General features: G+C 70.9%; 22 protein-coding genes. 11 read left to right on the forward strand and 11 right to left on the reverse strand.

Annotated elements, in window-relative coordinates:
* The first annotated feature begins 166 nt into the window (after nt 1-166).
* The 5 genes from iolC to AC27IY_RS15795 all read left to right on the forward strand — a co-directional run bounded on the left by iolC (nt 167) and on the right by AC27IY_RS15795 (nt 5,816).
* Nucleotides 167-1,105, forward strand: a complete 939-nt coding sequence (gene iolC / locus AC27IY_RS15775) for a 5-dehydro-2-deoxygluconokinase (RefSeq protein WP_423478540.1) — start codon at nt 167-169, stop codon at nt 1,103-1,105.
* Complete coding sequence (locus AC27IY_RS15780) at nt 1,102-2,022, forward strand: Cgl0159 family (beta/alpha)8-fold protein (protein WP_487178383.1); 921 nt, start codon at nt 1,102-1,104, stop codon at nt 2,020-2,022. Before iolC ends, AC27IY_RS15780 begins: the two co-directional genes overlap by 4 nt.
* Nucleotides 2,019-2,858, forward strand: coding sequence for a 5-deoxy-glucuronate isomerase (gene iolB, locus AC27IY_RS15785; protein WP_344219952.1), 840 nt, complete (start codon nt 2,019-2,021; stop codon nt 2,856-2,858). The genes AC27IY_RS15780 and iolB overlap by 4 nt, the downstream gene beginning before the upstream one ends.
* On the forward strand, nt 2,855-4,687 hold the full coding sequence (gene iolD / locus AC27IY_RS15790; protein ID WP_487178384.1) for a 3D-(3,5/4)-trihydroxycyclohexane-1,2-dione acylhydrolase (decyclizing): 1,833 nt from the start codon (nt 2,855-2,857) through the stop codon (nt 4,685-4,687). The genes iolB and iolD overlap by 4 nt, the downstream gene beginning before the upstream one ends.
* A 79-nt stretch (nt 4,688-4,766) precedes the next feature.
* Nucleotides 4,767-5,816 (forward strand): AI-2E family transporter, encoded by a 1,050-nt coding sequence (locus tag AC27IY_RS15795; RefSeq protein WP_423444382.1) that lies wholly within the window; start codon nt 4,767-4,769, stop codon nt 5,814-5,816.
* Here the strand turns inward: AC27IY_RS15795 and AC27IY_RS15800 are convergent.
* Nucleotides 5,813-6,295 (reverse strand): GNAT family N-acetyltransferase, encoded by a 483-nt coding sequence (locus AC27IY_RS15800; RefSeq protein WP_487178385.1) that lies wholly within the window; start codon nt 6,293-6,295, stop codon nt 5,813-5,815. The genes AC27IY_RS15795 and AC27IY_RS15800 overlap by 4 nt on opposite strands.
* An 18-nt stretch (nt 6,296-6,313) precedes the next feature.
* Between AC27IY_RS15800 and AC27IY_RS15805 the strand changes: the two genes are divergently transcribed.
* Nucleotides 6,314-6,961, forward strand: coding sequence for an HAD family hydrolase (locus AC27IY_RS15805; protein ID WP_423444378.1), 648 nt, complete (start codon nt 6,314-6,316; stop codon nt 6,959-6,961).
* A 3-nt stretch (nt 6,962-6,964) separates the two neighbouring features.
* Here the strand turns inward: AC27IY_RS15805 and AC27IY_RS15810 are convergent, their stop codons facing one another.
* Nucleotides 6,965-7,516 carry a DivIVA domain-containing protein gene (locus AC27IY_RS15810; protein WP_487178386.1) on the reverse strand — a complete coding sequence of 184 codons (552 nt, stop codon included), beginning with the start codon at nt 7,514-7,516 and terminating at the stop codon, nt 6,965-6,967.
* A gap of 90 nt (nt 7,517-7,606) precedes the next feature.
* Between AC27IY_RS15810 and AC27IY_RS15815 the strand changes: the two genes are divergently transcribed.
* Together AC27IY_RS15815 and AC27IY_RS15820 are read left to right on the forward strand one after the other, a co-directional pair.
* Nucleotides 7,607-8,422, forward strand: a complete 816-nt coding sequence (locus AC27IY_RS15815; RefSeq protein WP_487178387.1) for an ABC transporter ATP-binding protein — start codon at nt 7,607-7,609, stop codon at nt 8,420-8,422.
* Nucleotides 8,419-9,087, forward strand: a complete 669-nt coding sequence (locus AC27IY_RS15820; protein WP_487178388.1) for a hypothetical protein — start codon at nt 8,419-8,421, stop codon at nt 9,085-9,087. The genes AC27IY_RS15815 and AC27IY_RS15820 overlap by 4 nt, the downstream gene beginning before the upstream one ends.
* Nucleotides 9,088-9,102: 15 nt before the next feature.
* On the opposite strand, the gene rlmN is transcribed toward AC27IY_RS15820, so the two are convergent.
* A complete protein-coding gene (rlmN, locus tag AC27IY_RS15825) occupies nt 9,103-10,203 on the reverse strand; it encodes a dual-specificity RNA methyltransferase RlmN (RefSeq protein ID WP_344219936.1) in 1,101 nt (366 codons plus the stop codon).
* 118 nt (nt 10,204-10,321) lie between these two features.
* Here rlmN and AC27IY_RS15830 point away from each other — a divergent pair, with 118 nt between their 5' ends.
* The gene (locus AC27IY_RS15830; RefSeq protein ID WP_487178389.1) at nt 10,322-11,341 is read left to right on the forward strand and encodes a suppressor of fused domain protein; all 1,020 of its coding nucleotides are present in this window, start codon (nt 10,322-10,324) and stop codon (nt 11,339-11,341) included.
* Nucleotides 11,342-11,349: 8 nt separating this feature from the next.
* Here AC27IY_RS15830 and AC27IY_RS15835 read toward each other — a convergent pair whose 3' ends face one another.
* From AC27IY_RS15835 to AC27IY_RS15860, 6 genes are all read right to left on the reverse strand, one after another.
* Nucleotides 11,350-12,189: a phosphatidate cytidylyltransferase gene (locus AC27IY_RS15835; RefSeq protein WP_371252632.1), complete on the reverse strand. Its 840-nt coding sequence runs from the start codon at nt 12,187-12,189 to the stop codon at nt 11,350-11,352.
* Between the two features lie 133 nt (nt 12,190-12,322).
* Nucleotides 12,323-12,880, reverse strand: a complete 558-nt coding sequence (frr, locus tag AC27IY_RS15840) for a ribosome recycling factor (RefSeq protein ID WP_329583778.1) — start codon at nt 12,878-12,880, stop codon at nt 12,323-12,325.
* 46 nt (nt 12,881-12,926) lie between these two features.
* Nucleotides 12,927-13,625, reverse strand: a complete 699-nt coding sequence (gene pyrH, locus AC27IY_RS15845) for a UMP kinase (RefSeq protein WP_020545359.1) — start codon at nt 13,623-13,625, stop codon at nt 12,927-12,929.
* Between the two features lie 166 nt (nt 13,626-13,791).
* Nucleotides 13,792-14,625, reverse strand: coding sequence for a translation elongation factor Ts (gene tsf / locus AC27IY_RS15850; protein WP_344219929.1), 834 nt, complete (start codon nt 14,623-14,625; stop codon nt 13,792-13,794).
* Nucleotides 14,626-15,680: 1,055 nt separating this feature from the next.
* Nucleotides 15,681-16,607 carry a 30S ribosomal protein S2 gene (gene rpsB, locus AC27IY_RS15855; RefSeq protein WP_364448605.1) on the reverse strand — a complete coding sequence of 309 codons (927 nt, stop codon included), beginning with the start codon at nt 16,605-16,607 and terminating at the stop codon, nt 15,681-15,683.
* A gap of 678 nt (nt 16,608-17,285) precedes the next feature.
* The gene (locus tag AC27IY_RS15860) at nt 17,286-17,954 is read right to left on the reverse strand and encodes an ArsR/SmtB family transcription factor (protein ID WP_487178390.1); all 669 of its coding nucleotides are present in this window, start codon (nt 17,952-17,954) and stop codon (nt 17,286-17,288) included.
* Nucleotides 17,955-18,029: 75 nt separating this feature from the next.
* Here AC27IY_RS15860 and AC27IY_RS15865 point away from each other — a divergent pair, with 75 nt between their 5' ends.
* Nucleotides 18,030-19,385 (forward strand): MFS transporter, encoded by a 1,356-nt coding sequence (locus tag AC27IY_RS15865; protein WP_487178391.1) that lies wholly within the window; start codon nt 18,030-18,032, stop codon nt 19,383-19,385.
* A 358-nt stretch (nt 19,386-19,743) separates the two neighbouring features.
* On the forward strand, nt 19,744-20,730 hold the full coding sequence (locus AC27IY_RS15870; RefSeq protein ID WP_487178392.1) for a M23 family metallopeptidase: 987 nt from the start codon (nt 19,744-19,746) through the stop codon (nt 20,728-20,730).
* 197 nt (nt 20,731-20,927) lie between these two features.
* On the opposite strand, the gene AC27IY_RS15875 is transcribed toward AC27IY_RS15870, so the two are convergent.
* Nucleotides 20,928-21,809: a tyrosine recombinase XerC gene (locus AC27IY_RS15875; protein WP_423444363.1), complete on the reverse strand. Its 882-nt coding sequence runs from the start codon at nt 21,807-21,809 to the stop codon at nt 20,928-20,930.
* Nucleotides 21,810-22,427: 618 nt separating this feature from the next.
* Nucleotides 22,428-23,732 (reverse strand): DNA-processing protein DprA, encoded by a 1,305-nt coding sequence (gene dprA / locus AC27IY_RS15880; protein ID WP_487178393.1) that lies wholly within the window; start codon nt 23,730-23,732, stop codon nt 22,428-22,430.
* Between the last annotated feature and the right edge of the window lie 204 nt (nt 23,733-23,936).

A 23,936-nucleotide genomic window follows, 5' to 3' on the forward strand; every position in this document is an offset into this window, starting at 1 on the left:
CCAATATGTCATGACATGCAGATGACGTAAAGCTCTTGCCATGTTTCAGAGATATGTCGGCCTTCCTACCCTTGCATCCGGAAGCAGGGCTAGTAACGTGGCGGACATCTGTATGTCCTGACAATATGCCATAGTGTCGAAGGTAAGCTCCCCTTCAGGAGGTGCGTTGTACGACCTGATCACGATCGGCCGCTGCGGCGTCGACGTCTACCCGCTGCAGACCGGCGTCGGGCTGGCCGACGTCGAGACCTTCGGCAAGTTCCTCGGCGGCAGCCCGACCAACGTGGCCGTCGCGGCCGCCCGCCACGGGCTGCGCTCCGCGGTGATCACCGGCGTGGGCGACGATCCCTTCGGTGAGTACGTACGGCGGGCGATCCGCGGGTTCGGCGTGGACGACAGGTATGTGGCCACCTACCCCGAGGCGCCGACGCCGGTCACGTTCTGCGAGATCTTCCCGCCCGACCACTTCCCCATCTACTTCTACCGCGGCGAGCATCCACCCGACCTGCGCCTCACCGCCGGCTCCCTCGACCTGGAGGCGATCGGCGCGGCCCGGATGTTCTGGTTCTCGCTGACCGGGCTCAGCAAGGAGCCGAGCGCCGAGGCGCACGCCGCCGCGCTGGCCGTCCGGAACGACGGCTGGACGGTGTTCGACCTCGACTACCGGGCCTCGCTGTGGCCTTCCCAGGAGGCCGCCCGCGCGATGGCGGCGCGCATGCTGCCGCATGCGAACGTCGCCGTCGGCAACCTGGAGGAGGTCGAGACCGCGGTCGGCGTGCGCGAGCCCGAGGCCGCGGCCGAGGCGCTGCTGGCCGCCGGGGCGCGGGTCGCGATCGTGAAGCTCGGCCCCGAAGGGGTCTACGCCCGCACCCGCGAGGAGAGCTGCCTGGTCAAGCCGGTCGAGGTGAGCGTGGTCAACGGCATCGGCGCGGGAGACGCCTTCGGCGGCGCGCTCTGCCTCGGACTGCTGAACGGCTGGCCGCTGGAGCGCGTCATCCGCTTCGCCAACGCCGCGGGCGCCTTCGTGGCCGCCCGGCTGGCCTGCGCCGACGCCATGCCCACGACCGCCGAGGTGGAGGAACTGCTGAAGGGGGTGACCTCGTGAGCGACATCACGCTACCCGCTTTCAACGGGCCCGCCGTCACCGGGTACGAGCAGCTCACCCGCATCCGCGCCACCCGCCCCGAGGAGATCGCCGAGGCCGCGGCCCGCAGGCAGCGGCGCGGGCTGCCCGGCGACGACGAGCGCCTGCTCATCATCGCCGCCGACCATCCGGCCCGCGGCGCGCTGGCCGTCCGCGACCGCCCGCTCGCCATGGCGAGCCGCGCCGACCTGCTCGACCGGCTGCGCACCGCGCTGTCGCGGCCCGGCGTGGACGGCATCCTGGCCGCCCCCGACGTGCTGGAGGACCTGCTGCTGCTGGGCGCGCTCGAAGGCAAGCTGGCCTTCGGCTCGATGAACCGGGGCGGCCTCCAGGGCTCGGTGTTCGAGCTGGACGACCGCTTCACCGGCTTCGACGCCGGCTCCATCGACGCCATGCGGCTGGACGGCGGCAAGATGCTCTGCCGCATCGACCCGGCCGACCACGGCACCGTCAACACCCTGGAGTCCTGCGCCCGCGCGGTGAGCGAGCTGGCCAGGCGGCGGCTGGTGGCCATGGTGGAGCCGTTCTGGTCGGTGCGCACCGAGTCGGGAGCCCTGCGCAACGACCTGTCACCCGAGGCGGTGATCAAGTCGATCAGCATCGCCCAGGCCCTCGGCACGACCTCGGCCTACACCTGGCTGAAGATCCCCGCGATCGCCGAGATGGAGCGGGTGATGGCCGCCACCACGCTGCCCGCCCTGCTGCTCGGCGGCGATCCCCCGGACATCGACGCCGCCCTCGCCGACTGGGACCGCGCGCTGCGCCTGCCCGGCGTGCGCGGGCTCGTGGTCGGCCGGGCCCTGCTTTACCCTCCGGACGACGACGTGGCCGCCGCCGTGGACGGTGCCGCGGCCCTGGTGCGAGAGGCACGCGCATGACCCATCTTCCGTACGGCAAGACCGCGAACGGCCCCTGGTCGGTGGAGGTGACTCCGTCCCAGGCCGGCTGGACCTACTCCGGCCTGCGGATCCTCGACCTGACCGACGCCCCGGTGACGTTCTCCACCGGCGAGGAGGAGCTGCTGGTCCTCCCGCTGGCGGGCTCGTGCTCGGTGCGCCTGCCCGGCGACAGGTTCGAGCTGGCGGGGCGGCCGTCGGTCTTCGACGGGCCGTCCGACTTCGCGTACGTGCCGATCGGCACGGAGGTCACCATCGAGGGGGCGGGGCGGATCGCGCTGCCCTCCGCCCGCGCCACCGAGGCCTTTCCTGCCCGGTACGTCGCGGCGGCCGAGGTGCCGGTCGAGCTGCGCGGCGCGGGCCAGGCCAGCCGCCAGGTCAACAACTTCTGCGCGCCCGGCGTCTTCGACTGCCACAAGCTCATGGCGGTGGAGGTGCTGACGCCGTCGGGCAACTGGTCGTCGTACCCGCCGCACAAGCACGACACCCCCAACCCCGGCGAGGCCGTGCTGGAGGAGATCTACTACTTCGAGGTCGCCGACCAGGGCCTCGGCTACCAGCGGGTCTACTCCTCGGAAGGGGGGCGGATCGACACCCTCGCCGAGGTGTCCTCCGGCGACGTCGTCCTGGTCCCCCACGGCTACCACGGCCCGTCCATGGCCGCGCCCGGCTACGACCTCTACTACCTGAACGTGCTGGCGGGGCCGGACGAGGAGCGTTCGATGGCGTTCTGCGACGACCCGCGCCACGCCTGGATCCGCTCTTCGTGGGAGGGGCAGCGCATCGACCCCAGACTGCCCTTCGGGAGGACGTCATGACCCGGTTGACCGTCGCGCAGGCCGTCGTGCGGTTCCTGGCGCGGCAGTGGAGCGAGCGTGACGGGGTGGAGCGCCGCTTCTTCGCCGGCTGCGTCGGCATCTTCGGCCACGGCAACGTGGCGGGGATCGGGCAGGCACTCGCGGACGATCACGAGTTGCCCTACCTCCTGAGCCGCAACGAGCAGGCCATGGTGCACACGGCGGCCGGCTACGCCCGCGCGAGCAACCGGCTGGCCACGCTGGCCTGCACCACCTCGATCGGGCCCGGCGCGACCAACATGGTCACCGGCGCGGCGGGCGCCACCATCAACCGGCTCCCGGTGCTGCTGCTGCCCGGCGACATCTTCTCCACCCGGGTGGCGAGCCCCTTGCTGCAGGAGCTGGAGGACCAGCGCTCCTACGACGTGTCGGTCAACGACTGCCTCAGGCCGGTCTCCCGCTTCTGGGACCGCATCAACCGGCCGGAACAGCTCCCGTCCGCGCTGCTCGCGGCCATGCGGGTGCTCACCGACCCGGCCGAGACCGGCGCGGTGACGCTCGCGCTGCCCCAGGACGTGCAGGCCGAGGCGTACGACTGGCCCGACGAGCTGTTCGCCCGCCGGGTCTGGCACGTCCCGCGGCCCCGCCCCGAGCGGGCCGCCCTGGCGCGGGCCGCCGAACGCCTGCGCGCGGCCGAGCGGCCGCTGATCGTGGCGGGCGGCGGCGTGCTCCACAGCGAGGCCGCGGACGAGCTGCGGGCCTTCGCCGAGCGGTTCGGCGTCCCGGTGGCCGAGACGCAGGCCGGCAAGGGGGCGCTCCCGCACGGGCACCCGCTCGCCCTCGGCGCGGTCGGCGCGACCGGCACCACGGCGGCCAACGCGCTGGCCCGCGAGGCCGACGTGATCATCGGCGTCGGCACCCGCTACAGCGACTTCACCACCGCCTCGCGCACCCTCTTCGCCCCGGACGCGGCCTTCGTCAACGTCAACATCACCGGCTTCGACGCGGCCAAGCTGTCGGGCCTCCAGCTCGTCGCCGACGCCCGCGAGGGCCTGGCGGACCTGGCCGGCGCGCTGGGGAGCTGGCGCGCCCCGGCCGCGCTCGGCGAGCGGGCGGGCGAGCTGATCCGGGCGTGGGACGCGGCCGTGGACGCGGCGTACGCGCTGGAGGGCACGCCGCCGTCGCAGGCCGCGGTGATCGGCGCCGTCAACGCCGCCGCGGGCGAGGACGGCGTGGTGGTGTGCGCGGCCGGTTCGATGCCCGGCGACCTGCACAAGCTCTGGCGTCCGAGCGGTCCCGGCAGCTACCACGTCGAGTACGGCTACTCGTGCATGGGCTACGAGATCGCCGGCGGGCTCGGCGTGAAGCTGGCGGCGCCGGAGCGCGAGGTGTTCGTGCTGGTCGGCGACGGGTCGTACCTGATGATGGCGCAGGAGCTGGTCACCGCCGTGGCCGAGGGCGTCAAGCTGACCGTGGTGCTCGTGGACAACTCCGGCTTCGCCTCCATCGGGCGGCTGTCGGAGAGCGTCGGCGCGCGGCGGCTCGGCACCGCCTACACCGCCCGCGACGGCGGCCCGCTCCCGGTCGACCTCGCCGCCAACGCGGCCAGCCTGGGCGCGTCCGTGGTCCGCGCCGAGACGGTCGCCGACCTGCGCAAGGCGCTCGACGCGGCGCGGGCGGGCGAGACGACGACGGTGATCTACGTACGGACCGACCGGCTGGCCGACGACGTGCCCTCGTCGGAGGCGTGGTGGGACGTGCCCGTGGCGCAGGTCGGCCCGCCGCAGGAGATCCGGGACGAGTACGCCGCCGCCAAGCGCGGGCAGCACCTCCACCTCGGCCCTTCCTGATCCCTCGATGATTGCCCGGCACCGTGCCGGGTAGGCCCCCTCTCCGGGCTGTTGAGGGGGCCAGATCAGGGAGCAGTGGATGAGGCCGTGGCGCTTGCTGGGATGGGCCGGCGTGATCGCCGTGGCCGGCTTCTGCCTCACCAAGGTGGCGACGGTCGCGATCTCGGTCGTGATCGGCGTGTTCCTGACGGCGCTGCTCGCGCCGGCCGCCCGCAGGCTCTGGCGGCACGGCTTCAACCGGGCCCTCGCCACCACGGTCGTCTTCCTCACCGCGCTGGTGATGGCGGCGGCGTTCATCGCGCTGCTCGTGCCGCCCACGGCGGAGAGCGTGTCGGAGATGCAGGCCAGCGTCGGCAAGGTGCTCAACGACCTGCACACCTTCCTCGCCGGGTTCGGCATCAACGACCAGCAGCTGCTCAAGCAGGCCACCGACTGGCTGTCCGGCCAGAGCAAGACGATCACCACCGGCGCGCTGGCCGGGGTCAGGACGGCCGGCGAGATCGTGGTCGGCGCGGTGCTCGCGGTGATCCTGTCGGTGTACTTCGTGCACAGCGGCGACCACCTGTTCCGCTGGCTGGTGAGCCTCGCCCCCGCCAGGAGCAGGGGGCGGCTGATGTGGGCCGGCCGGCTGATCTTCTCGGTGATCGGCCGCTACGTCCGCGGCATCGCGATCGTGGGCGCGGTGGACGGGTTCTTCATCGGCATCGCGCTGTGGATCCTCGGCGTGCCGATGGCGCTGCCGCTCGCGGTGCTGACGTTCATCGGGGCGTTCCTGCCGGTGGTGGGGGCGTTCCTGGCCGGGCTGCTCGCGGCCGTGGTGGCCCTGGTGGCCAAGGGCTGGCTGGTGGCGCTCATCGTGGTCGCGGTGACCATCGCGGTGCAGCAGCTCGAAGGGCACGTGCTCGCGCCGCAGATCTACGGCAAGGCGCTCGAACTGCCCGGCGCGGTCATCCTGGTGGCGATCGCGGTGGGCAGCGTGGTCGCCGGGATCGTCGGGGCGTTCCTCGCCGCGCCGGTCACCTCGGTGATCGTGGCGCTGGTACACCGTCACGAGGAGCACACCGACGAGCCACCGGCCCCGCCGGCTCCTCCCGGTCCTCCCGCTCATGCCCCTCCGCAGGGCGCCTAGAGCAGGAGCTCCAGCTCCAGCTCGTGCCTGATGGGGATGCCGTCGGCCTCGCGCGGGATGGAGGGCTTCAGCCTCCTCGCCCGCTCCACGCCGTCGCGGTGCAGGGCCACGAGGTCGAAGCCGTACCGCTGGTAGAAGCGCAGGGCCCTGGTGTTGTCGTTGGTGGTGATCAGCCACAGCCGGGTGGCGCCCCGCTCGGCGGCCGCGGCCCGGACCGCGTCGAGCAGCGCCCGGCCCACCCCCTTGCCGGGCAGCAGGGCGTCGATCGTGAGGATCTCCACGGCGCCGTCCCGCTCCCTGTAGGTGACGACGCCGGCCGGCTCGCCGTCGAGCTCGGCGACGAAACCGGGCTGGGCGGCGGCGTCCACCAGCTCGCCCCGGCCCATGGCGACGAGCGTGGTGCCGCCCCAGCTCTCCCGCAGCACCGCCGACACGCGCTCCACGTCGGCGGGCCCGATGGGTCGTACGGACAGGGTCATGTCGCCCATTATGTGTCTATGAGATGGGTGACGTTCGACTGTTTCGGCACGCTCGTCGACTGGCGGCACGGCCTGCGCACCAGCGCCGAGCTGATCGCTCCGGGGCGGGGTGAGCGGCTGCTGGAGGCGTACAACCGGCACGAGCACGCGGTGCAGACCGAATCTCCGGGGCTCCGCTACCGCCACGTGCTGGCCGAGACGCTGCGCCGGGCCTGCGCCGACGAGCGCGTCGAGCTGGGCGACGACGACGCCGCGGTGCTCGCCGCCACGATCCCGTACTGGCCCGTCTTCCCCGAGGTCGGCGCCGAGCTGTCGGCCGTGCGCGCGGCCGGCTGGAACCTGGCGCTGCTCACCAACTGCGACCGCGACCTGATCGCGGAGACGCTGCGGCGGCTGCCGGTGCCGTTCGACGCGGTGGTGACCGCCGAGGACGTCCGCGACTACAAGCCGTCCCTGACGCACTTCACCACGTTCCGGCGCGTCCACGAGCCGGCCACGTGGGTGCACGTGGCGCAGAGCTACTTCCACGACCTGGTGCCCGCCCACCGGCTCGGCGTCCGCCGGATCTGGATCAACCGGCTCGGCGAGCGCGCCCCCGACGGCGGCGTCGTCCAGCGCGAGCTCCCCGACCTGCGCGGGCTGCTCGCCGCCGTGGAGAGCGCCTGACGTTCAGGACTGCCGCTGCTCCAGGACGTCGGCGATGCCCGCGAGGAAGGAGTCGACGTCCGCCATGAGATAGCCCGAGCGCACCAGCACGGCCGAGAACCGCGCCTCGCGCACCTCCTTCGCCGTCACCGGGAATTCGGTCGTGCCGCGTAAGGTGGCCACGATGCGGTCGAGGAAGGCGTCGACCTCGTCCTCGTTGTAGCCGGTGCCCATGCGGCCCGAGCGGAAGGCCACCCGCTCGACCCGGGCCGCCTGCGTCTCGAACCACTCCTCGCGCAGCAGCTCGCCGGTCGGCTCGGCGAGCGCCAGCCGGACCGGCCACTTGGCCTGCGTCTCCAGCGCCACCACGAACGCCTCCAGGGCGAAGTCGACCGCCGTCTCCTGGTAGCCGCCGCGTTTGGCGCGGAACGTGGCCGCGCGCACCTCGTCGGCGGTGATCGGCTCGTACGTGCGGGGACCCCGGCCCAGGGTCGCCTCGATGCGGCCGATCAGGGCGTCGACCTCGGCCGGGTCATAGCCTGAACGCATGCCCATGACGCGCGGAAAGCGGTTCAAGCTCACGCTCCTCTGAATCGTGCTGGGGGTGCCTCCATTGTGCTGTTCTTTATCTTGGTCAGGCACCCCGACATATACCGTTACACCACCATGCGACTGTCCAAGGTCTCTTTCCGCTACCGGCGACGTGACCCCTTCGTCATCCAAGGGGCCGACGCCGAGCTCGCGCCCGGCGACATCGTCGAGCTGACCGGGGTGAACGGCGCGGGCAAGTCCACCCTGCTGCGGCTGCTGGCCGGGCTGTACCGGCCCACTCAGGGGACGATCGGCGGGCGGCCGGTGGTGGTCGGGTTCGCGCCGGACCGGTTCCCGACGGGGCAGCCGTTCACGGTGGCGGCGTACCTGCGGCACGTCAGCCGGATGCGCGGCTCCCGGACGCGCGGCTCTGGGACGCGCGGCTCTGGGACGCGCGGCTCTGGGACGCGCGGCTCTGGGACGCGCGGCTCTGGGACGCGCGGCGGGGCCCGGTGGGAGCCCTGGGCCGAACGGCTGCACATGGAGCACCTGCTGGACACCCCGCTCGGCGAGCTGTCGAAGGGCGGCGGCCACAAGGTGGGGCTGGCGCAGGCGCTGATGGCCGACCCCGGGCTGCTGATCATGGACGAGCCGTTCGCCGGGCTGGACGCCGCCACCCGCGCGGTGCTGCCGGACCTCGCGACGGAGGTGGCCGGCCGGGGCGGCATCGTCGTCGTCAGCGACCACCAGGGCGGCCTGCGCGCGTTACCGGCGCTCCGGCACTGGACGGTCACCGACGGCCGGCTCCACGAGCCCTCCTCGCCGGTGCCGGTTTCTGACGAGCTGGTCACCGTGGCCGTACAGGTGCCCGCCGGCGAGCTGCCCCGCTTCCTCGCCCGGATGCGCGGCGAGGGCTACCCGGCCCGCGAGATCGAGGAGTCCGCCCGATGATCGCGCTCACCGTGTTCCGGCTGGCCGCCTACGTCCGCTCGCACCGCGTCTTCCAGAGCCTGCTGCTGACCCTCGCCCTGCTGGCGATCCTGCACAGCACGCGGGCGCCGCGCGGCGAGGAGGCGGGCGTGCTGGCCGACGCCGCCGTACTGATCGTCCCCGTGCTGGCCTGGTCCGCCAGGAGCCTGCTGGACACCGAGCCCGACCGGCAGCGGGAGCTGTCGGCGGTGACGGTGGGCGGCCGGGGCAGGGAGCTGGCGGCGGGCCTCGTGGCGGCGCTGGTGACCTGCGGGGCGCTCGCCGCCGCGGGACTGGCCGCGGCGCTGCTGCTCGGCACGAGCGCGCGGCCCTTGCCCGGCGTGCTCGCCGCCGGCGTGGCGATGCACGCCCTCGCGGCGCTGACCGGCACGGCGGTGGGCGCGCTCACCAGCCGGGCCGTGGTCCGCTCGCCCGCCCTGTCGATCATGGGGCTGGTCCTCGGGTTCCTGCTGATGCTGCTGCTCAGCGCCTCGCCGGCGTGGTGGCTGACGGTGCCGCTGGTGGTGTGGATGCGGGCGGCCAACGACGGCGACCTGGTCGCCCGTTTCCCCGAGCTGGCCGCCGTCTCGCTCGCGTGGTGCCTGCTCGCCCTGACGTGGTACGCCTGGCGCCGCCTGAGGCACTGACCGGGGTGTGCGGGGCTATTCGGCCGCGGCGAGCTGGCCGCAGGCGCCGTCGATCTCCCGCCCGCGCGTGTCGCGCACGGTCACCGGCACGCCGTGGAACTCCAGCCGCCGCACGAACGCCCGCTCGTCCTCCGGCCGCGACGCGGTCCACTTGGAGCCCGGCGTCGGGTTGAGCGGGATCAGGTTGACGTGCACCAGTTTGTTCTTGACCAGCTTGCCGAGCAGGTCGGCCCGCCACTCCTGGTCGTTGATGTCCTTGATCAGGGCGTACTCGATGGAGACGCGCCGCTTGGTCTTCGCCGCGTACGCCCACGCGGCGTCCAGCACCTCGGCCACCTTCCACCGGGTGTTGATCGGCACCAGCGTGTCACGCAGCTCGTCGTCGGGCGCGTGCAGCGACAGCGCCAGCGTGACCGGCAGCCCCTCGTCGGCGAGCTTGCCGATGGCCGGCACCAGGCCGACGGTGGAGACCGTCACGCCGCGCGCCGAGATGCCGAGCCCGTGCGGAGCGGGCTCGACCAGCCGCCGGACCGCCCCGATCACCTGCTTGTAGTTGGCCAGCGGCTCGCCCATGCCCATGAACACGACGTTGCTGACCCGCCCGGGACCGCCCGGCACCTCGCCGGCCGCCAGCGCCCGCGCGCCCGCCACGACCTGCTCGACGATCTCGGCGGTGGACATGTTGCGGGTCAGGCCCGCCTGTCCGGTGGCGCAGAACGGGCAGTTCATGCCGCAGCCTGCCTGCGAGGACACGCACATCGTGACCCGGTCGGGGTAGCGCATGAGCACCGACTCGACCAGCGCCCCGTCGAACAGCCGCCACAGCGTCTTGCGGGTGGTGCCGCCGTCGGTGGCCAGCTCGCGCACCGGGGTGAGCAGGGTCGGCAGCAGCGCGGACAGCTTCTCGCGGGCGGCGGCGGGCAGGTCGGTCATCGCCGAGACGTCCGTCGTGAGCCGTTCGAAGTAGTGGCGCGAGAGCTGGTCGGCGCGGAACGCCTTCTCGCCCAGCTCGGTCACCGCGGCCCGCCGTTCGGGCATCGGCAGGTCGGCCAGGTGCCGGGCGGGCTTGGCCCGTCGCGGCGCGACGAAGGTGAGCTGACCTGGGGGCTGGGACACGTTGCTGCCTTTGCTTCGGGTATGAGGACCAGGGTAATCAACGTTGGGGACGGAGGTGGCATTCCTGGTCAGGGTACGGCTCGCGTCATGGTCTCCGCCCGATCTACAGTGCACACGTATGGCGATTTTTCGGTCGGCGTCCGGGGAGGGTGGCGCCGAGGTGGTTCTCGCCGTCGGCAACCCGTACGGAAGCCGCACGCTCGTCGTCGAACGGGACGAGGACGCCTCGGTAGCTTACCTGTGCTCGCCCGACGGCACCGTCCACGGAGCCGTCTGGCTGGCCAACCACCGGCCCGCCCCGGCGGTCGTGGACCTCGCCCGGATCAACTCGGGCCTGCCGCCGCTCATGCCCCGGCCCAACACGCTCCGCCCGGAGGGCCGCCGTCCGCTGGGGCAGCTCAGCGCGCTGTGGTTCGAGGAGGGCGACGGCGTCGCGCTGTACGAGGACGACGAGTTGCTCGCGGTCATCCCCGGCTGGGCCGACATGAGCCGCGGCATGCCCGGCTACGCTCGCGACGCGGTGGGCGAGTCGCCGTTCGCGTGGGCGCTGTCGGAGGCGCTGGAGGGGCTCGAACCCCGGATCGCCAACGCCCGCTCGTACTGGCGCTGGCGGCACAGCGAGGGGTCGTGGCCGTCGTTCCAGCAGTTCGTCATGGGGCACCTGGACCGGGTGCTCGGCCCGGCCGGACGCTACTGGGACGCGAGCGGCGAGCGGCTGCCCACGGTCGGCATCACCGAGCGGCCACCCCACGACAAACGCGGCTACACCGTGCTGTCCACGGTCGGGATGAGCTGCCAGCGCATGCCGACGGTCGAGCAGTGGATCGACAAGCCCGGCGCGTTCGCCAGGATCGAGCTGGCCGTGGCCACCCGCGAGGACCCGAGGGACGCGGCGCTGCTGCTGGTGTGGCTGGCGCAGTATCCGTGGCACTCGGTCACCTGGCTGGGGCACGCCCACACCGCCAGGTGGTATCACGAGCCGGAGACGTTCCCGCTGGGGCCGAGGTACTCGGGGGTGCTGATGCTGGCCGACGCCCCCCACATGCCTGACATGTCGGGATTCGCGTTCGGGGGTGAGGCGGTCCGGTGGCTCTGGCTCACGCCCGTCACCGCCGAGACCCTGGACACCCACCAGTGACGAGGTGATCAGAAGAACAGCGTCAGCAGCAGCCAGACCGGCACCAGCGTCGTGACCAGGGAGTCCAGCCGGTCCATCAGCCCGCCGTGCCCCGGCAGGATCGTGCCGAGGTCCTTGATGCCGAGATCCCGCTTGATCATCGACTCGATCAGGTCGCCCATCGTCGCCAGCAGCGCCCCCAGGGCCCCGATCAGCGCGCCCTGCCAGAGCGCCCCGCCGAGCAGCCAGGTCACCAGCCAGCCCCCGACCGCCGTGCACGCCACGAGCGACCCGGCGAAGCCCTCCCAGGTCTTCTTCGGGCTGATGACCGTCATCCGGTGCCGGCCGAACAGCACGCCCGCCGCGTAGCCGCCGATGTCGCTGGCCACGGTCACCGCGATGAAGATCAGCACCCGGTGGGCGCCGTCCTCCTCCCGCAGCAGCAGCGGCACGAACGCGGCCAGCATCGCGGGGTAGAAGAGCGTGAACACCGACGCCGTCGCGTCACGTACGTAGCCGTCGGTGCCGTCGCTGAACATCCGCCAGGTGAGCAGCACGAACGCGAACACCGCGAAGCCCGCCAGCATCCACACCGGTCCGCCCCAGTAGGCGCCCGCCTGCATCGCCACGAGTCCCGCCAGCACCGGCGCGGCCGGGACCTTGATCTCGCGCAGCGCGAAGGCCTTGACCAGCTCCAGCACGCCGACGCCGACCGCGCCGACGACGACCAGGAGGAACAGCTCCTTGATCGTGTAGATCGTCCCGAGGACGAGCGCCCCCAGGATCACGCCCACGGCGATCGCGGCGGGCAGATTCCTCCCGGTACGGCTGCCGCCGCTCGGGCTGGTGCCGGCCGTACGTTCTTCCACTGCAACTCTCCATAGGGCCACGGCCCTCGCCGGGGGGCGAGGGCCGTAGGGCAAGACCCGCTGACCCGGCGGACCACCCGGAGGCGGCCGCCGTACGGGTCGCCGGGGGGCGATCCGGGCCGGGACGCGCCGCTCAGACTTCGAGCAGCTCGGCTTCCTTGTGCTTGAGCAGCTCGTCGATCTTGGCGACGTGCTTCTGCGTCAGATCGTCCAGCTCCTTCTCGGCGCGCCGGACCTCGTCCTCGCCCGCCTCGCCGTCCTTGACCAGCTTGTCGAGGGCGTCCTTGGCGGTGCGGCGGATGTTGCGGATGGAGACCTTCGCGTGCTCGCCCTTGTTCCTGGCGACCTTGATGTACTCCTTGCGGCGCTCCTCCGACAGCTCGGGGAACGTCACGCGGATGACCTGGCCGTCGTCGGTGGGGTTGACACCGAGGTCGGAGTCACGGATGGCCTTCTCGATCGCGCCCATCGAGCTCTTGTCGTAGGGCTGGATCAGCACCATGCGCGCCTCGGGCACGTGGAACGACGCCAGCTGCTGGATCGGCGTCGGCGTGCCGTAGTACTCGGCGCTGATCTTGTTGAACATCGCAGGCGTGACCCGGCCCGTCCGGATGGTCGCGAAGTCCTCCTTCGCGACCGAGACGGCCTTGTCCATCTTTTCCTCGGCTTCGAGGAGGGTTTCGTCGATCACAGCGGCTCCCTGTCGTCTTCTGGCTGGCGGTGTCGGGCTCGCTCCGTCATTTCCCCGCGGGACTCACCAGCGTGCCGATTTTCTCACCGCGTACCGCACGCAGGATGTTGCCCTCGCCCATCAGGTCGAAGACCACGATCGGCAGGTCGTTGTCCTTGCACAGGCTGATCGCGGTGGCGTCCATGACCGCGAGGTCACGCAGCAGCACCTCGCCGTAGTCGAGGTGGTCGAACCGGACCGCGTCCGGGTTCTTGCGCGGGTCGGAGTCGTAGATGCCGTCCACCTGCGTGCCCTTCAGCAGCGCCTCGGCGCCGATCTCCAGGGCGCGCTGTGACGCGGCGGTGTCGGTGGAGAAGTAGGGCGAGCCGAGCCCGGCGCCGAAGATCACGACGCGGCCCTTCTCCAGGTGCCGGATCGCGCGGCGCGGCAGGAACGGCTCGGCCACCTGCTGCATCGTGATGGCGGTCTGCACGCGCGTCTCGACGCCCCTGCGCTCCAGGAAGTCCTGCAGGGCCAGGCAGTTGATGACCGTGCCCAGCATGCCCATGTAGTCGGCGCGGGCACGGTCGATGCCACCCTGCGACAGGGTGGCGCCGCGGAACATGTTGCCGCCGCCGACCACGACGGCGACCTGCACGCCCTCCTTGACCGCCTCGGCGATCGAGTCGGCGAGATGGTCGACGATCGTCGGGTCGATGCCCAGCGGCTCGCTGCCGGCGAACGCCTCGCCCGACAGCTTCAGCATCACCCGCTTCCACCTCAGATGGCTGGTGGGCGGATGTGGAGATGAGTCGGCCGCCGTCCGTGTGGATTCGTGGGCTGACTCCCGGTGGTCCTGCACGGCGGCGGCCTCCTTCATTCGGTGGATCGATCCTGGCTTCTCGGCGTGCCTGATGGTGGCTTGCCTAAGCCTAAGCCTGACCGACCTTGAAACGGACAAAGGCCAGGACCTCGACGCCGTTCTCCTCGGCGTACTTGCCGACGCTCTTCTTGTTGTCCTTCACGAACGCCTGCTGGAGCAGCGTGAAGTCCCGGTACCAGCCGTTGAGGCGGCCCTCGACGATCTTGCCGATGGCGGCCTCGGGCTTGCCCTCCTCGCGGGTCATCTCCTCGAAGAGCTTGCGCTCCTTCTCGACGACCTCGGACGGCACGGAGTCGGCCTTGAGGTACTGCGGGGCCATCGCCGCGGCGTGCTGCGCGATGTCCTTGGCGACCTCGGCGTTCGGCTTGTCGAGCTGCACCAGCACGCCGACGGCCGGCGGCAGCGCCGGGTCGGTCTTGTGCATGTAGGCGCCGATGTAGCCGCCCTCGAGAACCTGGTAACGGCGGATCTCGATCTTCTCGCCCAGCGCGGCGTTGGCCTCGTCCAGGTGCTGCTTGACGGGCTTGCCGCCGAAGGAGGACTCCAGCAGCGTGGCCACGTCGGCCGGCTTGGTCTCCAGGATGTGCGCCACGACCTGGGACGCCAGGTCCTGGAAGCGCTCGCCCTTGGCCACGAAGTCGGTCTCGCAGTTGAGCTCCAGCAGCGCGGCGACCGAGTCGCCGTCCTGCTTGAGCGCGACCAGGCCGTTGGAGGCGGTGCGGGCCTCACGCTTGCCCACGTCCTTGGCGCCCTTGAGGCGCAGCAGCTCGACGGCGCGGTCGAAGTCGCCCTCGGCCTCCTCGAGCGCCTTCTTGCAGTCCATCATGCCGGCAGCGGTGATCTCGCGAAGCCGCTTGACGTCGGCCATGTTCACGGAAGCCATTGCTCTTTTTCCTCGTGGGATTTCGTCGTCGTCATCGTGGTCGTCATCGTGGTCGGACGGTCCGGGATCGGTCCGTCCGCCCTTTTCGTCGGTACGGCGGGCGCTTGCCGTACGGGCCGTTCAGGAGCCTTCACGCTGCTCCGGCGTCCTTGGTCCGGCGCGCTGGTCCGGCGCACTGGTCCGGTGTGCCGGGCCGTTCGCCGTCCGGCTCGCCGTTCTGGCGGGCTGCTCCGGCGTCCGGTCCGAGCCTCCGGTCTCACTCACCGTGGCTGGTGGCCGCCGAGGCTGGTGGGCACCGGGTCTTACGGCACCAGGCCCGGGCTGGCCACGGCTGCTTCGCTGCCATACTGCCCAGCCTCGCCCCGCCGTACCGCCCAGCCCCCACCGGGAGCCTTCGGCTGCGAAGCTCCGGTCGGAAGCTCCAGCTGAGAAGCCTCAACCCGAAACCCCGACCAGAAACCACCAGCCACAAGCCCCGGCCGGAGACCCGACCAGAATCACTAGCTGCAAGCTCCGGTCGGAGACCTCGGCCAGAACCCCGGCTGCGAGCTCCAGCCAGAACCATCGGCCATGAACTCCCGCTGGGATCTCAGCCCGAAAGCCAGGCGACAACCCGTACCTCTGCCGGCCTCGCGGCCCCGCGATCCGGGTGGCCGACCGATCCGTAACCCAGCCGACCTCCCGGCCGCCTGCGCAGGACCAGCAGCTCCTGGCTCGCCGTTCAGCGGACCGCCAGTCAGTGGTGCACCGTGATTCAGATGTCAGCTGACCTGGGCCCGGGTTTCACCCCTGGCCCAAGCCATCGTGCCCGCACCCCGGCCAGAACCGGGAAGCCCTCAAGCCCGGACCCGTAAGCCCGAGCCCTCGCGAACCCGAAGCCCGTGCCCTCGCCCCGGCCTGAACCCGAAGCCCGAGCTCTCGCCCGAAACCCCGGACCGGAGCCTTCGCCCGAGCGAGAGGCGACGGCCGCACCACCCCCGAAGCGGCGGTGGCGACCGTCACCATCCACACCCGTGCCAGCCAGCCCGCGCCTGTGCCCGTACGTTACGTGCGGGTCAGGCCTGCTGCTCGGCGTCGCCCTCGGCAGCCGGGGCGGCCGGAGCGCTCTCCTCGGCGCCGGCCTCAGCGGCCGGAGCCTCGGCGGCGGGCGCCTCAGCAGCCGGAGCCTCGGCGGCAGGAGCCTCAGCAGCCGGAGCCTCGGCGGCGCCGGTGCCCTGCTCGATGAGCTCACGCTCCCACTCGGCCAGCGGCTCGGCGGCAGCGGGCTTCTCGTCGCCGCGAGCGGCGCCGGAGCGGGCCATGAGACCGGCGGCGACACCGTCGGCGACGACCCTGGTCAGCAGGCCGACGGCGCGGATGGCGTCGTCGTTGCCCGGGATCGGGTAGTCGACCTCGTCGGGGTCGCAGTTGGTGTCGAGGATCGCGACGACAGGGATGCCAAGCTTCTTGGCCTCGCTGATCGCGATGTGCTCCTTCTTGGTGTCGACGACCCACACCGCGCTGGGCACGCGGCCCATGTCACGGATGCCGCCGAGCGTGCGCTCGAGCTTGTCCTTCTCGCGACGGCGCATGAGGAGCTCCTTCTTGGTGAGCCCCGAGGCGGCGACGTTGTCGAAGTCGAGCTCCTCGAGCTCCTTCAGACGCTGCAGCCGCTTGTGCACGGTGGAGAAGTTGGTGAGCATGCCGCCCAGCCAACGCTGGTTGACGTACGGCATGCCGACGCGGGCGGCCTGCTCGGAAATGGCCTCCTGAGCCTGCTTCTTCGTGCCGATGAACAGGATCGTGCCGCCGTGGGCGACCGTCTCCTTGACGAAGTCGTAGGCGCGGTCGATGTAGGAGAGCGACTTCTGCAGGTCGATGATGTAGATGCCGTTGCGCTCGGTGAAGATGAAGCGCTTCATCTTCGGGTTCCAGCGCCGGGTCTGGTGACCGAAGTGAACGCCGCTCTCGAGCAGCTGTCGCATGGTGACGACGGGGGCCATCTGCTGGTCCTCCAGGTCTGGGCGCCCTGCGGATGGGCGCGGTTCTCGGTTGTGCCGCGGCAGCGCGTTGTCTGCCGCCCTGATGCCCCGAACCCGCTCCAGCCGGGCACTGGGCCCGGACCGATGGGGCGGTCCGCAATGGGGCATGCGAAGTTGGCCTGTGGCTACAGGCCACCGAAAAGTCTACCTTGCACACCGCCCCCGCCTGACCGCCAGAGGTCAAACGCCCGCCCTCGGAAGCCCCTCTCCCCGCACCTCCAGAGAAGCCCCTCTCCCCACACTTCCAGCAAGCCCCTCTCCCCATACTTCTGGGGAGCCCGGGCAAGCCCTCTCCGGCCCCGCGAGTCCCCCTGCACCACCCTCTGGCTTCCCTGGACATCCCGGAAAACCTCCACCCTGGGCTCCACACAGGACCCTGGGCTCCACACAGGACCCTCGGCTCCACACAGGACCCTCGGCCCCGCACAGGACCCTCGGCCCCGCATGGACCCTGGGCCCCACATGGGCCCTGGGCCCCACACGGACCCTTGGCCCCACAGGGACCGTAAGCCCCGCACGGACCCTGGGCCCCACACGGACCCTGGGCCCCACAGGACCCTTGGCCCCACAGGACCCTTGGCCCCACAGGGACCGTGGGCCCCGCACGGACCCTGGGCCCCGCACGGAGACGCCTCACCCCTACGAGCCCTCTCCCTCCGCTTCCCCCGCCGCCCGTTCCGCCGCAGCGCCGCGTTGCGCGAGCCCGTGGTCCTCGGTCGGCAGCCCGGGAACCGGCCTCGTGATCACGGGGAACAGGTTGAGCTGCACCTCGGCGACCCTCGCCCCGTCCGGCACCCCGGTCTCCTCCCGCCTCCGTACGGCATACGGCTCGATCAACTCCTGGATCGTCTTGTAGAGCCGCGCCAGCTCCTCGGCGGTGACCTTCACCCGCGTCCGGTGGAACACGGTCGCGTCCTGCCATTCCTCCGGCTCCGTCTCGACGTTGGCCAGCGCCCGGTCGGCCTCCCGGTTCGCCTCGCGCCGAAACGCCGTCATCAGCGCCACCTTGGCGTCCCGCACATCGGGCTGATCCTCGGGCAGCAGCCCCACACTCAACTGCTTGCCGACGGCTCGCCACAGCCGCTCCCGCCCATCGCCCCTGGGCGGCGCATCCTCCACGAACCCGTACTTGGCCAGCATCCGCAGGTGATAGCTCGCTGCGCTGGGCGTGATGCCCGCGATCTCCGCCACCTCGGTGGCGGTCGCGCTCTCCTCCACTCCAAGCCGGTTGAGGATCTGCAGCCGCGCGGGATGGGCCAGCGCCCTCATCGCTTTGGGGTCGCTGAGCCCGTCGAAGTCCGCAGTCATGCGCCCAAGGTACCCGGCCCACTCCCCCATTCTGAAACATTGCTTTCACAACTCTGAAGGGATACCTTCATAATTGTGAAGCGAACCCTTCAGACCCCGCCTGCCTCCCCCGAACCGGCACCGCCGCCCCTGCGCAGGCAGCGCGACTACCGCCTCCTCTGGACCTCGCGCACGATCTCGATCACGGGGTCGGAGGTTTCCAAACTGGCCATCCCCCTGACGGCCGTCACGCTGCTCACCGCCAGCCCGACCGAGATGGGTCTGCTGACCGCCGCCGCCCCGCTCCCGGCGCTCCTGTTCGGCCTGCAAGCCGGCGCGATCGTCGACCGTCTCGTCCGCCACCGGCCGCTGATGATCGCCTGCGAGCTCGTTTCCTGCGCCGCCGCCGCGTCAGTCCCGCTGGCCTGGCTCCTCGGCCTGCTGAGCGTCCCGTGGCTCCTCGTGGTGGCTCTGGTCATCGGCACGACGGCGGTGCTGTTCAAGTCCGCGAACTTCTCGTACATCGCCGGAACGGTCCCGACCACTCAGCGCGTCGAGGCGATGGCCGGTCTCCAGGCATGCCACTCAGTGGCCTCGGTCGGCGGCCCGAGCCTCGCCGGTCTCCTCGTCCAGTTCTTCACGGCGCCGCTGGCCGTCCTCGCGGAGGCGATGTCGTTCCTCGCCTCCGCCCTGCTCCTGCGCTCCATCCGTACGGAAGAACGTAACGAGCCCGCCCCCTCCCGTGGCATGTGGCGCGACGTGACCGAGGGCCTTCGCTCCGTCCTCACCCACCCCACCTTGCGCGCCCTCCTCGGCGCCGGCGTGACGATTAACTTCTTCGCGATGGCGTACGTGGCCGTCTACATCCTCTACATGGTCAACACTCTGGGCATCCCCAAGGGCCTGATCGGCGCCCTCATCGCGATGGGCGGCGTGGGCGGCCTGATGGGTGCCTGGCTCACGACCCGCCTGACCAAACGCTACGGCGAGAACCGCATCCTGCTCGTCACCGTGATCTTCTTCCCCATCGAGGTCCTGACGGCCGGCCTCCTGAACGGCCCCCTCTGGTGGAACGTCACCGCGATGACCATCGTCGGTCTCATGACGGGCGGCGTCGTGGTCGCCTTCTCCACCTGCCTGGGCGTCATCACCCTCCGCGAGACCCCTCAGGAACTGCGCGGCCGCGTGAACGCCACCATGACCTTCGCCGTCCAGGGCGTCCTGGCGCTGGGCGGCCTGGCAGGCGGTGTCGTCGCCGACCAGATCGGCCTGCGCCCGGTGATCCTGCTTTGCGCCGCCGGCATGGCCCTCACGACGTTCTGGATCTGGCTCTCCCCCCTACGCCCCCGCACTCCCGAACGCCCTCGCCCCACACCCGCCCCCGCCACGAGCCCGGCCCCCCATGCTCTGACCCGCCACCTCATGTCCACAAAACGCCATCTCTGGCCCTGACCGTTCACACCCGTGTGCCCCCGGTGCCGTCCCCACCGACCCGGCCACCCCCGCGCCGCGAGAACGTAGATCCGCCGCCCGCCACGACAGAAATCCAAGCACCTCCCTCCGACAATTCCGCGCACGCAAGCCCCGCACCCACAGGCGCAGCCGACACGGACCCACCTCCACCAACAGACCCGGCGTCCGCCAACAGACCCCGGGCCCGCCGATGCAGCAGACGCGAGCGAACCTCAAGCCCGCCAGCGCACCAAACCACGAGCCCCGCATCCACAGGCGCAGCGAGCCGTGAACACCTTCATCCACAGAACGCCGTTCACCGCCACGCCCCCGCCGCACCCTGGCGGAAACTCCCGCCATGCACTCTCACTCCACAAGCGCCCAGGCGTCCCTCATCCACCGTCCTCCCACGCCGAGCAAAACCCTCCTTCCACGCCTCCATCACACCGCCGCTTCCCTCCTCCTGCTCCTGCTCCTGCCCACCGCGCTCGTCGCCCCCCTCCTGGCAACCGCCCTCATCGCCCTGACCGCTCCCCCGGCCAGAGCCTCACCTCCGGCCTGGCGCTGGCCCTTGGACGGCCACCCCCGCGTCCTACGACGCTTCACCCCACCCCCGGAACGCTGGCTGGCCGGCCATCGCGGCGTCGACCTGGCGGCATCGCCCTCCACGCCTGTCCTGGCAGCGGGCGCCGGCACGGTCCGCTTCGCCGGTCCGGTGGGAGGAAAGGGCGTGGTGACGATCGACCACGAGGGGGGCCTGCGGACGACGTACTTGCCGGTCATCCCCACCGTGAAACGAGGCCAGCCCGTCACCCCCGGCACCGAACTGGGCCTACTCCAAACCCCCACCCCGCACTGCCCGGAGTCCTGCCTCCACTGGGGCCTCCTCCGCGATTCCCGCTACCTGAACCCTCTTCTCCTCCTAGGCCAGGCCCCCATTCGCCTCCTCCCTTACTGGCCCGCACCACCCCAAGCCACCACTCTCGCGAAGAAGCCCCCCAGCACCACCCCACCGCACCCTCCCGCACGATTTCGAACACGCAGCAAAACCGACCACCCCAACCCGCCACCGCCCAAAACCACGCAGCCGAACAACTACCGCCTGAGCAAGTCCACCTCACCCACCACCGCCACCGCCCCCATTGCGATCTCACTGCCCGTCGCCATACTCACCGCACTTCTCCTGATCATCGGCCTGCACCACCGCCACCACCATGGCCGCACTTCAAACAGCCGACCACCTCGCCCAAACAGCGGCCAGCATCGCAGAAGGAGTGGGGGCAACCGCGGAATCAGAGCCAGCACCAAGCACCGCAAAGGCCCGCTCACCCCACCCTCGTCGTAAAGCCCGCAGCCATGACGACGATCCGCGTCATTTACGTCACTGGCGGTGCCGTTCGCGTCAGAAATCAGCAGGGCAAGAGCATGGAACCGCCACACCCGCTCACCGCTGAAGTCCCAAAGCCGCGACTCCGAAGCAGGCTCTTGCGGACCGTCGTTTTGCTCCCGCCAGCAACATCCGGTCAACCGCAATGGCATCAGTCACGCCCTGGGATGAGCCTGCCTGTACGCCGCCCGCAACCGCTCGATGGAGACATGGGTATAAATCTGTGTGCTGTTCAAGGACGCATGCCCAAGGAGCTCCTGCACACTTCGCAGATCTGCCCCACCCTCCAGCAGATGAGTGGCCGCACTGTGCCGCAGACCGTGCGGTCCCATGTCGGGAGCCCCCTCGACCTGCGCCAACGCCGCATGCACCACCCGCCGAACCGTCCCCGCGTCGATGCGCCCTCCCCGTACCCCGAGAAAAAGCGCCGGCCCGGACCCCGCCCGCACCCAGAGTGGCCGCCCATTGATGCACCACTTATCCAGCGCCCGCAGCGCGGGCAACCCAAACGGCACCGAACGCTCCTTGCGCCCCTTTCCCATGACGCGAACGACGTGCCGATCCCGATCCACGTCATCCACGTCGAGCCCGCACAGCTCACTCACCCGTACACCGGTGGCGTACAACAGCTCAAGAATCGCCCGATCCCGAAGTTCCTTGGGCTCCACGCCAGAAGCCGAATCCATGACTTCCTGCGCCTGTTCCTGATCGAGCACTGCCGGCAAGTCCCGTGGCGCCTTGGCACTCCCCAACAACAACCCGGGATCCGCGTCCAACCACCCCTGCCGGTGACAGTAGGCGGTGAAAGTCCGTGCACAGGCCGCCCGCCGCGCCAAGGTCGCACGCGCTTTCCCAGCGTCATGCTGTACGGCCAGCCACTCCCGCAACACCGCAATATCAAGGTCCTCAATGGAACCACTCAGCTGATCGAGCAAGCTGCTGACATCATTCAGATAGGCACGCACAGTATGCGGCGAAAGATCCCGCTCAAACCGCAGATACCGCCCGAACGCCCCAAGAACCTCGTCCCGCCCCAAGCCCGCCCCTCCCGACCGCAGCACCCACAAACGATCGTGCCACCCCAAGCCGCCCCCAAACCCAACTGCCACACCCGCAACATCGCACTGCCCTCACCACCCCACCCGCACGAACATCCAACCTGCAATAGCCTCCGAAGCCAGAGCCAGTAGTCCCACCAAGGCACACCCCGCCACCCACTGAGCACCGCCATTGCGAAGGCCACCACAGAGGACGCGAGGACGGACTGTGCTGCCTACGCTTCAGCCCGTCCCGGGCTTCGGACAAACCCCAGATAGCCGGTCACGCCAGAGAACAATCAGGTGCCGCCGGAGGACGCCGGAGGACGCCGGAGGACGCCGGAGGACGCCGGAGGACGCCGGAGGACGCCGGAGGACGCCGGAGGACGCCGGAGGACGCCGGAGGACGCGGCGAGGCTACGGTTCGTGGACCGCCGTACTTCACCTATCGCTGCCTGCTGCTGAGACGTCCCACGCGATCCGCGCCTCGTATCCACGGTCGGTCCACGGTCGGTCCACGCCTACATCCCGCACCTTCCCGCGGGCCGTGCTGCCGTGTGCCGACTACGCGGATGGCGTGGCCACGCCAGGTGGACGGCCAGCTTGATTTCTTGCCGGTCACCTTCCGTTCAGAGTGTTCCTTGGCGGAGCGGTGTGTCGTTCGGGTTCATTCGGCTTGCAGGCCGGGCGGGACTCTGGGGAGCCCTCGTCGGGGGTGGGGAGGTTGTGTTCGCGGCGTACGAGGTCGTCCTCGTCCGGGAAGGGCGGGTCCTGGGATGGATCGGCGTCGGCGTCGATGTGCGGGGGTTCAAGGACGGCGGAATCGGGGGCCTTGCGGTAGGAGGTCGTTTGTTTGCGGAGGCGCCAGCCGTCTGCCGCGCGTTCGATGTAGCCGGCGGCGGCAAGGCCGCCCAGGGCGCTGAGGGCGGTGCTCAAGTTCACGCCGGCCGCGACCGCTATTGAGGCGGGGCCGGCGCCTCTTCGCGTCGGTACGGCGTCCAGCACCCTCTTTGTCACGTCGTTGAGCTTGTCTCGGGCGACCGCCGGGGTGCGGGGTTGCGAGACCAGGTCATCGCCCATCACGCCGACGAGGTCGATGATCTCTTCAGGAGAGGTGACGCACACCGCCTTGCGTTCGCGGAGGAGGCGGTGGCATCCGTCCGACAGGCGGGAGGTGACGGGGCCGGGCACGGCGGCCAGGTGCCGGTTGAGCGCAAGGGCGTGGGTGGCGGTGTTGAGGGCACCGCTGCGCAGGGCGGCCTCCACCACCACGGTGCCTCGCGACAGGGCTGCGATCAGGCGGTTTCTGATGAGGAAGCGGGCCCGGGTGGGGTGCACTCCTGGTGGGCATTCACTCACGATCACGCCCTGGTCTCTGATCTTGGCGAACAGGGTGTCGTGGCTGCTCGGGTAGCAGACGTCGACACCGCAGGCCAGCACGACGACGGTCGGGGAGCCGGCGGTCAGCGCTCCCCTGTGCGCGGCACTGTCCACCCCGAAGGCGCCGCCCGACACGACCGTCCAGCCGGACTCGCCGAGGCCGACGCCGAACTCCGCCGCTATGTGCATGCCGTACGCGGTCGCTGAGCGGGCGCCGACCAACGCCACGGACTTGAGGCAGGAGAAGCGGAGGTCGACCGCGCCCCGCAGCCAGAGACCGAGGGGACGGCTCGGGCCTAGCTGGTCGAGCTGGGTGGGCCATTCGGCGTCGCCGGGGACTATGAGGCGGGCATCGCATCTTTCGCCGTTCTCGATGTCGGCGGCGGGGTTGGAGGCGGCCAAGCGGGCGTGCCAGGCGTTCAGACGGGCTGTCAGCTCGTCGCGGGGGCGGTCTCGTAGCGTCATCTCCTGCTCGATGAACTCGGGCGGGAGGGAACGGGCGCGGATCGCGTCGGCCGCGGTGGCCGCTCCGTGTTGGGCCACCAGGCGGCCCATGATCGGGTCGCCTACGTCTGCGGCGCGCATCAGCGCGGCGCGGGCTGCGTGCTCGGATCGAGCGGATGCGTTGGGCGGAACCCTCGTTGGTGATGCGATGGTCCGCCCCGGTGCCGACCGGTCTCGTGGCGCGGGTGGCCGTTTCGGCTCGCGTGCCTGGGGTGACGCTGTGGTCGGCTCCGGTACGGGCTG

This window comes from Nonomuraea sp. B208 (genome assembly GCF_057536035.1).

Coding starts and splice junctions, on each gene's coding strand:
- AC27IY_RS15800 (WP_487178385.1), bottom strand. CDS start 6,295: ATGACCCTGTCCGTACGACCCATCGGGCCCGCCGACGTGGAGCGCGTG.
- AC27IY_RS15860 (WP_487178390.1), bottom strand. CDS start 17,954: ATGACTGCGGACTTCGACGGGCTCAGCGACCCCAAAGCGATGAGGGCG.
- rpsB (WP_364448605.1), bottom strand. CDS start 16,607: ATGGCCCCCGTCGTCACCATGCGACAGCTGCTCGAGAGCGGCGTTCAC.
- AC27IY_RS15820 (WP_487178388.1), top strand. CDS start 8,419: ATGATCGCGCTCACCGTGTTCCGGCTGGCCGCCTACGTCCGCTCGCAC.
- AC27IY_RS15805 (WP_423444378.1), top strand. CDS start 6,314: ATGAGATGGGTGACGTTCGACTGTTTCGGCACGCTCGTCGACTGGCGG.
- AC27IY_RS15870 (WP_487178392.1), top strand. CDS start 19,744: ATGCACTCTCACTCCACAAGCGCCCAGGCGTCCCTCATCCACCGTCCT.
- AC27IY_RS15830 (WP_487178389.1), top strand. CDS start 10,322: ATGGCGATTTTTCGGTCGGCGTCCGGGGAGGGTGGCGCCGAGGTGGTT.
- AC27IY_RS15815 (WP_487178387.1), top strand. CDS start 7,607: ATGCGACTGTCCAAGGTCTCTTTCCGCTACCGGCGACGTGACCCCTTC.
- tsf (WP_344219929.1), bottom strand. CDS start 14,625: ATGGCTTCCGTGAACATGGCCGACGTCAAGCGGCTTCGCGAGATCACC.
- AC27IY_RS15795 (WP_423444382.1), top strand. CDS start 4,767: ATGAGGCCGTGGCGCTTGCTGGGATGGGCCGGCGTGATCGCCGTGGCC.
- iolB (WP_344219952.1), top strand. CDS start 2,019: ATGACCCATCTTCCGTACGGCAAGACCGCGAACGGCCCCTGGTCGGTG.
- iolD (WP_487178384.1), top strand. CDS start 2,855: ATGACCCGGTTGACCGTCGCGCAGGCCGTCGTGCGGTTCCTGGCGCGG.
- pyrH (WP_020545359.1), bottom strand. CDS start 13,625: ATGCTGAAGCTGTCGGGCGAGGCGTTCGCCGGCAGCGAGCCGCTGGGC.